Below are 14687 nucleotides of genomic sequence, written 5' to 3'. Positions count from 1 at the left end.
TGCCTGAACGGCACACCCAAAAAATGCCGTGGATGGCGCACCCCGAGCTGAGCCTTTAGAAAAGAGATGATGGAAACAGAGATAGAGGGAAACGTAGCAACGACACTTGAGCCATCATCAATACGTTTCGCGTTGCAAGAACCACCCTCACGAAAAACAGTGCGTGCCTACTGCTCCGTGAACTTGAGCTCAATCCGGCGGTTTTGGGCCCGCGCTTCCTCGGTATCGCCAGCGGCAACTGGCTGGTATTGACCAAACCCGTTCGCAGCCAGCCGCTGCGGGGGGATACCGAGCGCATCAACCATGTAGCGAACCACGGACAGTGCCCTGCCTTGGCTTAACTCCCAGTTGTCAGCAAAAGCACCGAAACCTGACAGCGGGACATTGTCGGTATGACCATCCACCCGGATAATCCAGTCGATCTCAGGCGGGATCTCATCTGCCACACCCGCAATGATACCCGCCACCTTCGCAATCTCTGCCTGTCCTTCATCTGATAAAACGGCGCTGCCCGGATCAAACAAAACCTCGGAGGAAAAGACAAAGCGATCTCCCTCGATCCGAACCCCTTCCTGACGTCCCAGAACATCCCGCAAGCGGCCAAAAAACTCCGAACGATACTGCTCCAGATCCTTGGTCTCGGCTGCCAGACGCGCGGCCTCTTCCTCCAACCGCTTACGCTCGGCCTCCTCCAACTCCGCACGGCGGCGTTGCTCTGCCGCGACCCGCGCCAGCGCCGTGTTGAGATCCGCCCCAAGCGTCTGCAGCCGGACCTGGGAGGCCGCATCCCGCGCCACCGCATCATCAAGCAGCGCCTGAACATCGCCAAGCTGCGCCCGCAGCGCGGCGACCTGCTGGTTGAGCAGCTCCGTTTGCCGTTTCGCGGCAGCGCTTGTGTCGGTCTCGGTGCTGAGGGCGCGACGGGCTTCGGCGAGCAGGGCGGCGGTGCGTTCGGCCTCGCTCTCAACGGTTTCGGCGGTGCGCTCGGCGGCCTGACGGGCAGCCAGCGCATCAGCCAGTCGGGCACGTAGCGCATCGCGCTCTTCTTGGGTGAGTGCCAAAGCCTCCTGCCGTGCGCGCACCTCGGCGCGCAGCTGGTCGGTCTCCTCCGCCGATTGCTCCAGCCCCGCCACTTTCGCGAGCACCTCCTCCAGTTGCGCGTCCAACGCCTCCTCGGCGGCGCGGGCAGCGGCCAGAAGTGTCAGCGTCTCTTCCGCCTCGCGCCGCTGCGCCTCCAGTGACAGGGTCATGGCCGTCAGTTCCGCGCCGGCATTTTCCAGCCGGGCGCGCAGCGCTTCTGCCGCCGCGGCCTCTGTCAATCGGGCGGCTTCTTCGGCACTCAGTGCATCCTGAGCGGCCGCCAGTTCCGAGCCCAGCCGCGCCACCTCCCCTTCGGTTTCGCGATTGCGCGCCTGCAGGTCCGCCACCAGCGCATCAAGCGCCTCGCGCCGTGCCGCCGCCAGGCGCGCAGCCTCGGTCTGAGCGTCGATCTCGCTGCGTGCGGACGACAGCGCCAGATTGAGAGCCTCCTGCTCGCTCAGCAACGCAGCCTCCCGATCCTCCAGCGCCGCGACGGTGCCAAGCGCGGTATCCCGCTCAGCGATCAAGGCCGCGACCTGCGCCTCAAAGCGGGTCAGCCGGGTTTCGGCCTGCGCGAGTTGGGCGCTTTGCGCATCCCGCGTTGCCGTCAACGCGGCGATCTGCGCTTGCGCGTCCGATAGCGACCCGCTGAGCGCGCCAACCCGGTCCTGCAGCCGGGCAGAGGTTGCTTCCTCAAGGCCCAAAGCGCGCGACAGCGCCGCGACCTCGCCTGCCAGTGCATCCAGCTCCGTTTCCTGGCCGGTGATCCGTTCGGTCAGGACGAACTGCACGATCATGAAGATCGACAGCACGAACATCAGCACCAGCAACAGCCCCGTCATCGCATCGACGAACCCCGGCCAGATCGACCCCTGGAACCGAGTGCCCGTCCTGCGCGACAGTGCCATGCTCAGCCATCCCCCGAGTTTAGCGGTGTGATGTTGCGGGACGGTCGGTCACGTAGAGCGTCGGCCAGCCGCGAAATGTCGCGCCGCAACTCGCCCATGCTCTCTTCGCGCCCGGCGGAAATTTCTTCGAGGATCCGCAGCATCTGCACATCAATCGACCGCAACCGCATGCGGCTTTCCGCGTCGATCCCCTCGCCCATCTGCTGGTTCTCGATGGCGGTGATCAACCGCTCCTGCCCCGCGGCCACCCGCTCAAGGGCCGCACTTGCGGGGTCCATACCATCCATCTTGCCGGTCATCCGCTCAATGGAGGCCGTGAGCGTCCCGAGGTTCTGGTTGATCTCGGACCGACTGACGTCCGAGTTCTGGAACATCTGCTGCAGGCTTTCCATCTGTTCAACCATGTGTTCGACGACGCTGGCCAGTGCGCCCTGATCCCCGGCAGCCTCATCGCCGGAGGTGAAGCCCACGCGGGTGATGGAGCTGAGCCATTCTTCCAGCTCCCGGTAAAAGCGGTTCTGACCGTGCCCGGCAAAAAGCTCCAGCAATCCCACGACCAGTGAGCCTGCAAGCCCCAGCAGAGAGGATGCAAAGGCCACGCCCATGCCGCCCAGTTGCGCCTCCAGACCGCTCATCAGCCGGTTGAAGACGTCCACACCGCCCTCGCCGTCCTGCGGTGCGAGACTCCGGATGGTGTCGACCACGGCGGGAACCGTTGTGGCCAGACCATAGAAGGTTCCCAAAAGGCCAAGGAAAATCAGCATGTTGACGATGTAGCGCGTGATCTCCCGCGCCTCATCAATCCGGGTGGCGACCGAATCCAGGATGGAGCGTGTGGAACTGGCGTTGACTTGCATCCGCGCGCCACGTGAGCGCAGCAGTGCCGCCAGTGGCGCCAGCAGTTGCGGCGCCTTGATGCTGGCATCCAGCGTGCCGGAGGCGAAACGTTCGATCCAGCGCACGGACCCGATCAGTTGCAGGACCTGATAAAAACAGGCCAGCACCCCGATAAAAAAGACGAAGAGAATGAACCCGTTGAGATACGGGTTCGCCTGAAACACCGGCAGAACCCGTGGCAAGGCAAGAAAGCTGCCGAAGCCGGACAGGCCCAGCACGATCAGCATCAGCGAGATTTGCCGTACCGGTTGAGAAAAGACCGGTCGTGCCTCCAAGTCTGGCATTGCCATGCGCTTGTTCTCCTCGCGCGGTATTCTACTGCTCTGGCGGCAGCTTACACCCAAACGTCCGGGGGGCACCAAGCATTTATGCGCTCAAGGTGGCGACCCGCTGACTGAGCCATTCCAGTTCCGGATCGTGCAGGCCAATCTCCGCCAGATGTTGCGCGGTGTTGTAGAGGTACTCGGTATTTGGCCCCATGCCACCCTGTGCCCGGGCGATAACCTGCGCCTGCTCTTCCAGCGGCATGCCACCGCAGTATTGAGCGTGACCCGGGTTGATCACGTAGGCCAGCGCGGTGACCCGTCTGCCGTCTGCGAGGTCGAGATCCACGGTCTTTTCCACATAGGCGGACGAAATCAGCTCTCGCTCCCGCAGGTAGGCAAGTGTTGCGTTCTCCTGCCCCTCGTGCACGGCCAGTGCCACCCCTTCGCAGGCGTGGGCGGGATCTTCATCGAGCGCCAGCACCAGACCTGGCGCCTCCTCAGTGCCCCGGTGGTGGATCGACCACATGCAAAACGACCGCGCGTAGCCCGGCAGCGTGGCCAGCACCTGCTCGGCCACGTCAAAACCCGGCTTCCAGAGCAGGCTGCCGTAGCCAAACACCCACATCGTCATCGCGCTGGTTCTCCTTGTGCGCTTTGCGTAAACCTCAATTCAGACGGAAAGGCAAAGGGGGCGTGGATGCGCCGGGTGATTTGGGTCTTCGTAGTGCTGGCGCTCGGGTGGAGTGGCTGGTGGGTCTGGGCAGCGGCCCGCACGGAAGACCGGGTGGCCGATTGGTTCGAGGCGCGGCGCGCCGAAGGGTGGCAAGCGGACTACAGCGCCTTTGAGATCACCGGGTTTCCGCTGTCTTTCGAGGCCGAGGTACAGCTGCCGGCACTTGCCGACCCGCAGACAGGCGTTGCCGTCACCGCCAGCGCGCTGAGGGTCGCAGCACCTGCCTGGTGGCCGGGGGATCTGACCCTGATGCTACCACCGGATGACATTGTCTTCGCCAGTCCGGTGGGGCGCACTACGCTGGTGGTGACAGAGGGCATCGGTGCCCTCAGCCTCAGACCGGGGACAGATCTCGCGTTGGCGCATCTGACCCTCGATGCGAGGTCTTGGGTCCTGGGGGCTCAATCAGGTGACTTGCTGCTCGGCGATAGCCTGAGCGCCCGGTTTGCACTGTTGCAGAACACGCCCGACCGATACGTACTCAGCGCCGATGCCGCGGGCTTTCGCCCCGGTCCCGTCTTGCGCACGCAGCTGCGCATCCCGGACGACTGGCCGCTGAGCTTTGAGCGGTTTGGTCTCGCGATGCAGGTCACCTTCGACCGGCCATGGGACCGCCGTGCGGTCGAGGTTGCCCGCCCGCAACCCCGCCAAATTCAGCTCGATCTTGCAGAAGTGGTCTGGGGCCAGCTGAGCCTGCGCGCGGCAGCGGATCTGGAGATCGACGCCAGTGGAATTGCCAGCGGTACAGTCTCGATGCAGGCGCGCAACTGGCGCGAGATGCTGACCCTCGCAGGTGCGGCGGGCGTGCTTCCAGAGGCCGTCGCCCCGCAGGCCGAAACCGTGCTGGCGGCGCTGGCCCGAGCCACGGGAGATCCGACAAGTATCGACGTGACGCTGACGGTGCGAGACGGTCTTGTCCTGCTGGGGTTTGTGCCGCTGGCGCGCCTGCCGCCTCTGATCCTGCGGTGAAACTCCAAGACGCCCGCCCTGGGCCGCCGCCGATCACACACGCCCGGGGCTCTCAACCCGTCACGCTGACCGGGTAATCATCGGCAGTAGGTTCCGCTGCGGTACCGGGCAGTATCAAAATGGAAGTGATCGCGGTGGTAGCTGTCCGCCTCCGGGCCGAGAACCGTGCCGAAGGGTCCACAGGCATCCCGGTGCATCTGCCGCAGCGCCTGCGCGGTCTGGCGCGCGTGCCATCCTTTGAGCACGGTAATGGTGGAGCCATCGCGCAACCGAAAGCCGGAGATGTCGATGGCCCGCCCCTTGCCATGTTCCGAAACGCGGGCGCCGGGGCGATTGTTGCGGGTCCTGCAGGCGTAGTGCGCCGCAACCCGGAGCCCCGCGACGCCCCCGCCTAACCGGCTGAGGTTCGGTTTGACCGATACGTCGACCCATTGTCTGAGCGCCTGGGCCGTTCCGCAATCCATGACCGACGCCTGGCTCAGTCGCACGTCCGAGACGGATTTGATCCTGACCGCATCGGCAACGCCGCAGGCGGCAAGCCGTCCACGGACCCGCCCGACGACCTCTCCCTGTAACGCCGGATCACCGCAAACCGCACCGCGGGCGCGCAGCCGCTTGTGCTGGCGGATGGCGCGACGCGCCTTACGGGTACGCTCCTTCGGTCTGAGCGAGACCCGCGGCACCTGACTGCCGGCCCGCCGGACGGTTTCCGAGGCCGCGGCAGCGGGCGTCAGCTCCGCCGGGCGCATCACGGGACGTTTGACGCTCTCGGGCAGGTTGGCCATGGCCGTCCCCGCAAGCAGAACGAAGAGCAGAACCAGACGTGTCATGACGGCTTCTTGACGCGGCCAAAGTCCGGCGCGTCCGTGTCCTGACCGGCCTCGATAATCCCGCGGCGGATCGCCCGCGTCCGGGTGAAATAGTCGTGAAGATGCGCGCCGTCACCTGTCCGGATCGCGCGCTGCAAAGCAAAAAGCTCTTCGGTAAAACGGCCCAGGATTTCCAGCGTGGCGTCCTTGTTGGTCAGAAAGACATCGCGCCACATGGTCGGGTCGCTGGCGGCAATGCGGGTGAAGTCTCGAAACCCGGCCGCGGAGTATTTGATCACCTCGCTGTCCGTCACGCGGCGCAGATCATCGGCCACGCCCACCATCGTATAGGCAATGAGATGCGGCGCGTGGCTGGTGACGGCGAGGACGAGGTCGTGATGATCAGCATCCATCTCTTCGACATTGCTGCCAACCCCTTCCCAGAGCGCGCGGAGCCGGGCAATGGCGGCAGGGTCCGTCCCGTCCGGTGGCACCAGCAGACACCAGCGGTCGTCAAAAAGCTCCGCAAAGCCGGACTCGGGGCCCGAGTGCTCTGTCCCCGCCAGCGGATGGCCGGGAACAAAGTGAACGGTATCGGGCAGATGTGGCGCGACAGTGTCGATCACATCACGTTTGACAGAGCCAACATCCGTGACGGTTGCCCCGGGTTTCAGCGCGGGCGCGATTTCGGCAGCAACCGCACCCATCACGCCCACGGGCACGGCCAGTATGACCAGATCCGCCCCATCAACGGCGTCGGCCATGCTGTCGCAGACCCGGTCACAAAGTCCGATGCGTCGCGCTGTGTCGCGGGTCTCGGCGCTGCGGGCGTAGCCGGTGACCTCGCCCACGAGGCCACCGCGCTTGATGGCCCAGAACAACGACGAGGCAATCAGTCCCAGCCCGATCAGCGCTACACGGTCGTAGATCACACTCATCCCGCGCGCCTGAAGTCTGCCAGCGCCTCCAGCACACGGGTTACATCATCCGCCTGGCCGACGGTGATGCGCAATGCCTCTGGAAAGCCGTAGCCCTTGACCAGCCGCACAAGGATGCCCTTGCTGCGCAGATGCGTCTCCGCAGCCAGCGCCTCGGGCTCGTCTGCGAACCGCGCCAGCACAAAATTGGCCTGGCTTTCGTCGCAGTTGACGCCCAGTTGCCGCAATCCGCCTGTCAGCCGCGCACGCTGTTCGGCGTTCTGCTGCAGGCAAGTCTCCACGAACTGACGGTCCCGCACGGCGGCCTCGGCCCCGGCGAGCGCAAGTTTCGACAGGTTAAAGGGCCCGCGGATGCGGTTCAGCACGTCAATGACGTGCTGGCTGGCGTAGCCCCAGCCGACGCGCAACCCCCCCAGCCCGTAGAGTTTGGAGAAGGTGCGCGTCATCACCACGTTGTCCCGCGCGGTGACCAGCGACGCACCACCATCATAGCCCTCAAAGAACTCCGCGTAAGCGCCATCAAGCACCAGCAGGCAGGACGCAGGCACCGCATCCGCGAGCCGTTCCAGCGCCTCTCCGTCAAGGCCTGTACCCGTGGGGTTCGCAGGATTGGCGATGTAGATAAGCCGTGTCGCCTCCGTAATCCGCGCGATGATCGCATCCACATCAACACAGCGGTCGGCTTCGGGTGCCACGACCGGTGTTGCGCCCGCGGAGAGCGCAAAGATCCGGTAGAGCGAGAACCCGTGCTCGGTATAAAGCACCTCGTCCCCCGGCCCCGCAAAAGCCAGGGCCAGCAAGGTCAGCACCTCGTCCGAGCCAACACCGCAGATGATCCGCTCCGCCTGCAGCCCGTGGACCTCGGCAATGGCCGCACGCAGGGGGGCATGGTCCGTTGACGGGTAGCGATGCAGATTGGCCGCTGCCTCGGCCACCGCCGTCACGGCAGTGGGGCTCGGACCAAAGGGGTTTTCGTTGGAGCTCAGCTTCAGCGGATCGCTTTGACCGGCGATGGCGGAAGCACCGCCCTGGTAGAGCGCGATCTCCATGATGCCGGGTTGCGGGCAAAGGGCCGTGGTCATTGTGTTATCTCTCCTGTCGGGCGGAGGTTAGCGGGGCGCACCGGGGGGTACCAGCGGGATCTCGGCCTGCACGACACGCAAAAAGGGCCGCGCCGGTCTGATCCCGCGCGGCCCCCAAGGCTATTGGTTCGGCGAAGGACCTTAGTTCTTCGCGTAGAATTCCACGACGAGGTTTGGCTCCATCATCACCGGATAGGGCACGTCCCCAAGCGCAGGCGTCCGCACGAAGGTTGCCGCCATCTTGGAATGGTCCGCTTCGATGTAGTCGGGCACGTCACGCTCGGGCAGCTGCGTGGCCTCGATGAGTGCGGCCATTTGCTTGGACCGGTCGCGGACCTCGATCACGTCACCCTCTTTCACGCGGTAGGAGGGGATGTTGACGATCTTGCCGTTCACGCGGACATGCTTGTGGTTGACGAACTGACGGGCCGCAAAGACGGTCGGCACGAGTTTCGCGCGGTAGACGACGGCGTCCAAACGACGCTCCAGCAGACCGATCAGGTTCTCACCGGTGTCGCCCTTGACCCGCTCGGCCTCCGCATAGATGCGGCGGAACTGCTTTTCGGTCAGGTCGCCGTAGTAGCCTTTGAGCTTTTGCTTGGCGCGCAACTGGATGCCGAAATCGCTCAGCTTACCCTTGCGGCGCTGGCCGTGTTGGCCGGGGCCGTACTCACGGCGATTGACGGGAGACTTGGGGCGGCCCCAGATGTTTTCGCCCATGCGGCGGTCGATCTTGTATTTGGCAGCGGTGCGTTTGGTCACGGCTGATATCCTTCCGATGTGGCCCTCTCGGGCGATGAAGGGCGTTGTCCTCTGGTCCGAAGACCCGACAGGCATCCCCTCGCGGGGGCCACCAACACCAATGAAGCCGCGCTTATACTGCGCCTGAAACCGGTGTCAACGTCTCATGGCGGCAACTTCTGCATGGCGCGGGCAGGTGACCAGATGATCGTTCACCATGCCGACCGCCTGCATGAAGGCGTAGACGATCGTCGGGCCACAGAATCGGAAGCCCGCGGCCTTGAGATCCTTGGATATCTGCTGGGATAAGGGCGTGAAGGCGGGCACCTCTTCGAGGGTCTGCCAGTTATTCTGTAGCGGTGCACCCCCCATGTAGTTCCACAAGAAGGTGTCGAACCCGCCCTCTGCCTCTATCTTTTGCCAGGCCCGGGCGTTGCCGATCGTTGCTTCGATCTTGCCTCGGTGCCGGATGATACCGGGATCCGTCACCAGCCTGTCGACCTCCGCCGCGCCCCAGCCTGCAATCACATCCGGATCGAAGCCCGCAAAGGCTGTGCGGAAATTCTCTCGCTTTTTCAATATGGTGATCCAGCTGAGCCCGGCCTGAAAACCATCCAGGATCAGTTTTTCCCACAGCGCGCGACTGTCATATTCCGGAACGCCCCAGTCGGTATCATGATAATCAAGATAGATTTGATCCGGTCCGGCCCAGCCACATCGCTCCATCAGGGTTTTCCTTTCGTTTACCTTACTTTTCAATAGATTAAACGAGACAAAATTAGAACAAAATAGGAATATTTACGCGATTTTAGCACCTGAAGCATCAGGGTGAGGGAGAAGCCAGAACATGAGGTTGCGATGCCCGGACCCCGGAAAAGAAAGTTTGCCGATCTCGCCGTGGGATCCGAAAACCCGCTTCAATTTGCTGTATCACAACGGGATCGCAGTACCATGCAAATGGTTGCAGAGGCGATCAAGCACAAACAGATATTGCTCGCATTTCAGCCCATCATGCAGGCTCGCGCAACCGGCAAGGTCGCCTTTTACGAAGGGCTGATCCGTGTGCTCGATTCGACAGGGCGTGTCATTCCGGCTGGCGACTTTATGGACACGATCGAAAGCTCGGAGATGGGTCGGCAGCTGGACACGCTTGCGCTCGGTCTGGGGATGCAAGCCCTGCACGAGAACCCGGGCCTGCGCCTATCGATCAACATGTCCGCACGGTCTATCGGATACCAGCAGTGGAACCGCACGCTCGATCAGTGGCTGACACGGGATCCGCTGATTGCCGAACGGCTGATCCTGGAGATCACGGAAAGCTCGGCCATGATGGTGCCGGAACTGGTCGTGGACTTCATGGACCGGCTGCAGGTCGAAGGGATCTGTTTTGCCATGGATGACTTTGGCGCAGGGTATACCGCGCTTCGGTACTTCAAGGACTTCTTTTTCGATATCCTGAAGATCGACGGTCAATTCGTGCAAGGGATCGCGGATGATCCGGACAACCAGGCGATGACGGCGGCGCTCGTAGCGATTGCAAAGCACTTCGACATGCTGACTGTCGCCGAGTACGTGGAAACCGAACGTGACGCGGAGATGCTCATCAGGCTTGGGGTCGACTGTCTGCAGGGCCACTACTTTGCGGCTGCCACAACCCGGCCGCACTGGCTGCGCGACACCTCCAAGAAAGAACGTGTATAGCGTCCGTTTCCGCGGACCGACGGATGCGCGCCCGTGCCATCCGGTTGCTGCCCTGCAGCGAATGAGCTATGCACCCCTCATGACAGGTGAGGGGTGGGGGCCCATCGAACTGGCGTCCCAATGATTGCCCTTTTCCGGAACTGGCAAAGGACCAATCCATATGACGAATGTCGTTATCGCTTCTGCAGCTCGTACCGCCGTTGGCAGTTTCGGCGGATCTTTCGCAACCACTCCGGCGCATGATCTCGGCGCGGCCGTGCTGAAAGAGATTGTCGCACGCGCGGGTGTGGAGAGTGCCGACGTGTCCGAGACGATCCTCGGGCAGGTGCTGACCGCGGCGCAAGGCCAGAACCCCGCCCGTCAGGCACATATCAACGCGGGTCTGCCGCAGGAAAGTGCGGCCTGGACCATCAACCAGGTCTGTGGGTCCGGCCTACGTGCGGTTGCGCTCGCGGCACAACACATACAACTGGGCGATGCAGAGATCGTTGCAGCCGGCGGTCAGGAAAACATGACCCTGTCGCCCCACGCGGCCCCCCTGCGCGCCGGGCACAAGATGGGTGACGTCAAGTACATCGACACGATGATCCGCGACGGCCTTTGGGATGCCTTCAACGGCTACCACATGGGCCAGACCGCCGAGAATGTCGCCGAGAAATGGCAAATCGGGCGGGAACAGCAGGACGAATTCGCCGTCGCCTCCCAGAACAAGGCCGAAGCGGCACAAAAGGCCGGAAAGTTCGCGGACGAGATCATGGCTTTCACGGTCAAAGGGCGCAAAGGCGATACGGTTGTCGACCAGGACGAATACATCCGTCACGGCGCGACAATCGACGCGATGCAGAAACTGAGACCCGCCTTCACCAAGGACGGGTCGGTCACCGCAGCCAATGCCTCTGGCCTCAACGACGGCGCTGCCGCGGCACTTCTGATGTCGGCGGATGAGGCCGAGAAACGCGGTATCGAGCCGCTGGCCCGGATCGCGAGCTTTGCGACAGTGGGGCTCGACCCGTCCATCATGGGCGCCGGACCGATCTTTGCCAGCCGCAAGGCGTTGGAGAAAGCGGGCTGGAAAGCCGAGGATCTGGATCTGGTCGAGGCAAACGAGGCTTTTGCGGCGCAGGCGTGCGCCGTCAACAAGGACATGGGCTGGAACCCGGACGTGGTGAATGTCAACGGTGGCGCCATTGCCATCGGCCACCCCATCGGCGCCTCTGGCGCGCGCATTCTCAACACTCTGCTGTTCGAGATGAAACGGCGCGACGCCAAGAAGGGCCTCGCCACGCTCTGCATCGGCGGCGGCATGGGTGTCGCCATGTGCCTTGAACGCTCCTGAGCCATCTCGCATGGCTGACCACAGCCATGCACTGTATGATTGACGGCAGCGCTGCGTAATATTGTTGCGCTGCCCACATCAACTGCCTAACAAGATTATCAGAAAAAACTGAGGAGGATTCCCTATGTCCCGTGTCGCTCTTGTCACCGGAGGCAGCCGAGGCATCGGCGCGTCGATCTCAAATGCGTTGAAAGACGCAGGCTACAGCGTCGCCGCAACCTATGCGGGCAATGACGAAGCCGCCGCGAAATTCACGGACGAAAGCGGCATAAAAACCTACAAGTGGAATGTCTCGGACTACGGCGCCTGCAAGGACGGAATCGCATCGGTTGAAGCGGACTTGGGCCCTATCGACGTCGTCGTCGCAAACGCGGGCATCACCCGGGACGCGCCCTTCCACAAGATGACGCCGGAGCAGTGGCAGGAAGTGATCGACACCAACCTGACCGGCGTTTTCAATACCGTGCACCCGATCTGGCCCGGCATGCGGGAGCGCAAGTTCGGGCGTGTGATCGTCATCAGCTCGATCAACGGCCAAAAGGGACAATTCGCGCAGGTGAACTATGCGGCAACAAAGGCAGGCGATCTGGGCATCGTGAAATCCCTGGCTCAGGAAGGTGCGCGCGCGGGGATCACCGCCAACGCGATCTGCCCCGGCTACATCGCGACCGAAATGGTCATGGCTGTTCCAGAAAAAGTCCGCGAGTCGATCATCGGTCAGATCCCTGCGGGCCGTCTGGGCGAGCCGGAAGAAATCGCGCGCTGCGTGGTGTTTCTGGCCTCCGATGACGCCGGTTTCATCAACGGTTCCACTATTTCCGCCAATGGGGCACAGTTCTTCGTCTGATCACAAAAGGGCCGGTGATACGCGCCGGCCCTTTTCTACAGGCTTGCATCAGGTTTGGCGTGCCGCGGGGAACAGCCAAGCCCAAGCATCCTTGAAGACTTCGCCGCGGACCTCATGGGCACGCTGCATGGCATCCCGGGTACGGCTATCTGTGGTTGCTTCAAACATCTTGTCTCTCCTCAGATGATCTGTTCTGAACCCAAGATGGCAACTCCCAACCATCCTGACAAACGAGACTTCTCATCGCTTCAGATAAGCTGTACTTAACTGAACATGGCAGACCGGCTACCCCCCCTCACCGCCTTGCGCGCCTTTGATGCTGCTGCGCGACACATGTCTTTTGCGAAGGCGGCAGAGGAATTGTCTGTCACACCGGCAGCGCTCAGTTTTCAGATCAAGTCGCTGGAAGAGCATCTGGGCACAGCGCTGTTCAGGCGCCTGAACCGTGCGGTGGAGTTGACCGAAGCGGGTGCTGCCCTAGCCCCGGGAGCCGCTGACGCTTTTCAAACGCTGGCCAACGCCTGGCGTCGGGTCCAGCGGCTGCAAGATGACCAATCGCTCACGATCACCGCAGGGCCTGCGTTTACCGCCAAATGGCTTGCGCCGCGGCTGTATGAATTTGCGCAGGCACACCCGGAGATTGAGCTGCGCTTTTCCGCGTCGCTGCGGATCATGGACTTCGGGCGCGACGCCATCGACGTGGCAATCCGCTTTGGTCGGCGTAGTGATGATCAGCTTTACAGTCTGCCGCTTGCGGATGAATGGTTGGCGCCGGTTATGACCCCCGCGCTGGCCGCGCAATTCCCGGATCCTCAAAGCCTGACCAAGGCGCCGCTCATCTTTGACGATTCGATCAAGTTTCTGGATCCACCCTGTGATTGGAAAGCCTGGTTTGCGGCCGTGGGCGTCGATCATGATCCGGACCACGGCCCCCGTTTCAGCCAGGCCGACCATGCGGTGGACGCAGCTCTTGCCGGTGTGGGCGTGGTGCTGGGGCGGCGGGCTCTGGTGGTCAAGGACATCGACGAAGGCCGGTTGGTGAGCCCCTATGGTGTGGCCATCGCAACCGGGGCACGGTTCCGGTTCCTCTGCCCCAAGGGCACCGAGAACCGCCCACATGTCAGAGCCTTCCGCGACTGGATTTGTGCGGAGATCGAAAAGATGGCCCATATCACAGCGGGGCTGACGATCATCGACCCGGCGGACACGGCCCCATGACCCAGGCCCGAGCGACCGGTATCGGATTTGGCGCGGTCATCCTCTGGGCGCTACTGGCGCTCTTGACCGTAAAATCCGCACCGACGCCGCCGCTCCTGCTCAACACGCTGTGCTTTGCCATCGGGGGCAGTTGCGGCTTGGTCTGGATGCTCTGGACAGGGGGGCTATCGCGACTGCGCGCTGTGCCGCTGAGAGTCTATCTCTTTGGTACATTGGGACTTTTCGGGTACCACGCGCTCTATTTCTCGGCCCTACGTCTCGCACCCGCGGCCGAGGCCGGGTTGATCGCCTATCTTTGGCCATTGCTCATCGTCGTGATGTCAGGGCTGCTTCCCGGTGAACGGGTCCGTCCCGGTCATCTGCTGGGTGCGCTGATCGGGTTCGCCGGGGCGGCACTGATCATCGCGGGAGACAGTGGCGGCCTGTCCGCGGGGCATCTGCCGGGGTATGCCCTTGCGCTCATCTGCGCGCTGACATGGTCCAGCTACTCCGTCCTCTCACGATACGTCGGTGCCGCCCCCACCGAGACGGTGGCGATTTTCTGCATCGGGTCAGCAGCGCTGTCGCTTCCGCTTCACCTGATGTTCGAACAGACAATCTGGCCGCCCTCGCTCACCGCATGGGTCGCGACGATCCTGCTGGGTCTGGGGCCGGTCGGCTTTGCCTTCTTCATATGGGACATCGGCATGAAGAAAGGCGACATTCAACTGCTAGGCGCCGCATCTTACGCGGCTCCCCTGCTGTCAACGCTGGTACTGATACTGGCAGGCACCGCCGCATTTTCGCCCCAGCTGAGCGTTGCGGCTGTTCTAATCACCGGCGGCGCGGCCATTGCCGCACGCGCCAGCTTTCGGTCTCCTGACTAGATCGAAGGGCTGTTACAACAACACGGACGCAGAGCAGCCCCGTCGGTCGGCGCAGGGTCGTCTGGGTTGTCTAACTCGACAACCGCGTGATTTCTTCTTTGAGACGTAACTTCTGCTTTTTCAGGTCGGCGATGGCGAGGCGATCGGATCCGGGGGCGCGCTGCGCCTCTTCTACGGCTTCGCTCAGGGTCTGGTGCTTTTTCTTCAGCTGGTCGACATGCGCAGTAACGCTCATTCATTCCTCCTGTTTGCAAGCTAGACGTTCAGTTGAGCACACCTCGTGCGCCGAGTCACGC

15 protein-coding genes are annotated in these 14687 nt (G+C 62.9%); 6 read left to right on the top strand and 9 right to left on the bottom strand.

All coding sequences use genetic code 11. The features are described 5' to 3' along the window. Positions 1-167: 167 nt before the first annotated feature. The 3 genes from Q1A53_RS19935 to Q1A53_RS19925 form a co-directional block, all read right to left on the bottom strand. Entirely contained in the window at positions 168-1988 is a 1821-nt protein-coding gene (locus Q1A53_RS19935; protein WP_299969928.1) for a peptidoglycan -binding protein, read from the bottom strand. Between the two features lie 2 nt (positions 1989-1990). Beyond that, positions 1991-3175 carry a biopolymer transporter ExbB gene (locus Q1A53_RS19930; protein ID WP_299969926.1) on the bottom strand — a complete coding sequence of 395 codons (1185 nt, stop codon included), beginning with the start codon at positions 3173-3175 and terminating at the stop codon, positions 1991-1993. A 76-nt stretch (positions 3176-3251) separates the two neighbouring features. Beyond that, complete coding sequence (locus Q1A53_RS19925) at positions 3252-3782, bottom strand: gamma-glutamylcyclotransferase (RefSeq protein ID WP_299969924.1); 531 nt, start codon at positions 3780-3782, stop codon at positions 3252-3254. A 66-nt stretch (positions 3783-3848) separates the two neighbouring features. Here Q1A53_RS19925 and Q1A53_RS19920 point away from each other — a divergent pair, with 66 nt between their 5' ends. After that, complete coding sequence (locus Q1A53_RS19920) at positions 3849-4853, top strand: DUF2125 domain-containing protein (protein ID WP_299969922.1); 1005 nt, start codon at positions 3849-3851, stop codon at positions 4851-4853. A gap of 77 nt (positions 4854-4930) precedes the next feature. Here the strand turns inward: Q1A53_RS19920 and Q1A53_RS19915 are convergent, their stop codons facing one another. From Q1A53_RS19915 to Q1A53_RS19895, 5 genes are all read right to left on the bottom strand, one after another. Continuing rightward, on the bottom strand, positions 4931-5683 hold the full coding sequence (locus Q1A53_RS19915; RefSeq protein ID WP_299969920.1) for an extensin family protein: 753 nt from the start codon (positions 5681-5683) through the stop codon (positions 4931-4933). Continuing rightward, positions 5680-6600, bottom strand: a complete 921-nt coding sequence (locus Q1A53_RS19910; protein WP_299969918.1) for a prephenate/arogenate dehydrogenase family protein — start codon at positions 6598-6600, stop codon at positions 5680-5682. Before Q1A53_RS19910 ends, Q1A53_RS19915 begins: the two co-directional genes overlap by 4 nt. Then, positions 6597-7682, bottom strand: a complete 1086-nt coding sequence (gene hisC, locus Q1A53_RS19905; RefSeq protein ID WP_299969916.1) for a histidinol-phosphate transaminase — start codon at positions 7680-7682, stop codon at positions 6597-6599. Before hisC ends, Q1A53_RS19910 begins: the two co-directional genes overlap by 4 nt. Positions 7683-7823: 141 nt before the next feature. Further along, positions 7824-8444, bottom strand: coding sequence for a 30S ribosomal protein S4 (rpsD, locus tag Q1A53_RS19900; RefSeq protein ID WP_299969914.1), 621 nt, complete (start codon positions 8442-8444; stop codon positions 7824-7826). A 135-nt stretch (positions 8445-8579) separates the two neighbouring features. Beyond that, on the bottom strand, positions 8580-9149 hold the full coding sequence (locus tag Q1A53_RS19895) for a DNA-3-methyladenine glycosylase I (protein ID WP_299969913.1): 570 nt from the start codon (positions 9147-9149) through the stop codon (positions 8580-8582). A gap of 132 nt (positions 9150-9281) precedes the next feature. Here Q1A53_RS19895 and Q1A53_RS19890 point away from each other — a divergent pair, with 132 nt between their 5' ends. The 5 genes from Q1A53_RS19890 to Q1A53_RS19870 all read left to right on the top strand — a co-directional run bounded on the left by Q1A53_RS19890 (position 9282) and on the right by Q1A53_RS19870 (position 14391). Continuing rightward, a complete protein-coding gene (locus tag Q1A53_RS19890; protein ID WP_299969911.1) occupies positions 9282-10124 on the top strand; it encodes an EAL domain-containing protein in 843 nt (280 codons plus the stop codon). A gap of 160 nt (positions 10125-10284) precedes the next feature. After that, entirely contained in the window at positions 10285-11460 is a 1176-nt protein-coding gene (locus Q1A53_RS19885; protein WP_299969909.1) for an acetyl-CoA C-acetyltransferase, read from the top strand. 124 nt (positions 11461-11584) lie between these two features. Continuing rightward, positions 11585-12307, top strand: a complete 723-nt coding sequence (gene phbB, locus Q1A53_RS19880) for an acetoacetyl-CoA reductase (protein ID WP_299969907.1) — start codon at positions 11585-11587, stop codon at positions 12305-12307. 273 nt (positions 12308-12580) lie between these two features. Next, positions 12581-13525: a transcriptional regulator GcvA gene (locus tag Q1A53_RS19875; RefSeq protein WP_299969905.1), complete on the top strand. Its 945-nt coding sequence runs from the start codon at positions 12581-12583 to the stop codon at positions 13523-13525. Beyond that, positions 13522-14391 carry an EamA family transporter gene (locus tag Q1A53_RS19870; protein ID WP_299969904.1) on the top strand — a complete coding sequence of 290 codons (870 nt, stop codon included), beginning with the start codon at positions 13522-13524 and terminating at the stop codon, positions 14389-14391. Before Q1A53_RS19875 ends, Q1A53_RS19870 begins: the two co-directional genes overlap by 4 nt. A gap of 70 nt (positions 14392-14461) precedes the next feature. Here Q1A53_RS19870 and Q1A53_RS19865 read toward each other — a convergent pair whose 3' ends face one another. After that, positions 14462-14626 (bottom strand): DUF465 domain-containing protein, encoded by a 165-nt coding sequence (locus tag Q1A53_RS19865; protein WP_299969902.1) that lies wholly within the window; start codon positions 14624-14626, stop codon positions 14462-14464. Positions 14627-14687 lie beyond the last annotated feature (61 nt).

The sequence above is a fragment of the uncultured Roseobacter sp. genome (assembly GCF_947496515.1).
GTDB lineage: Bacteria > Pseudomonadota > Alphaproteobacteria > Rhodobacterales > Rhodobacteraceae > Roseobacter.
This window is presented reverse-complemented; position numbering and strand designations above follow the sequence as displayed.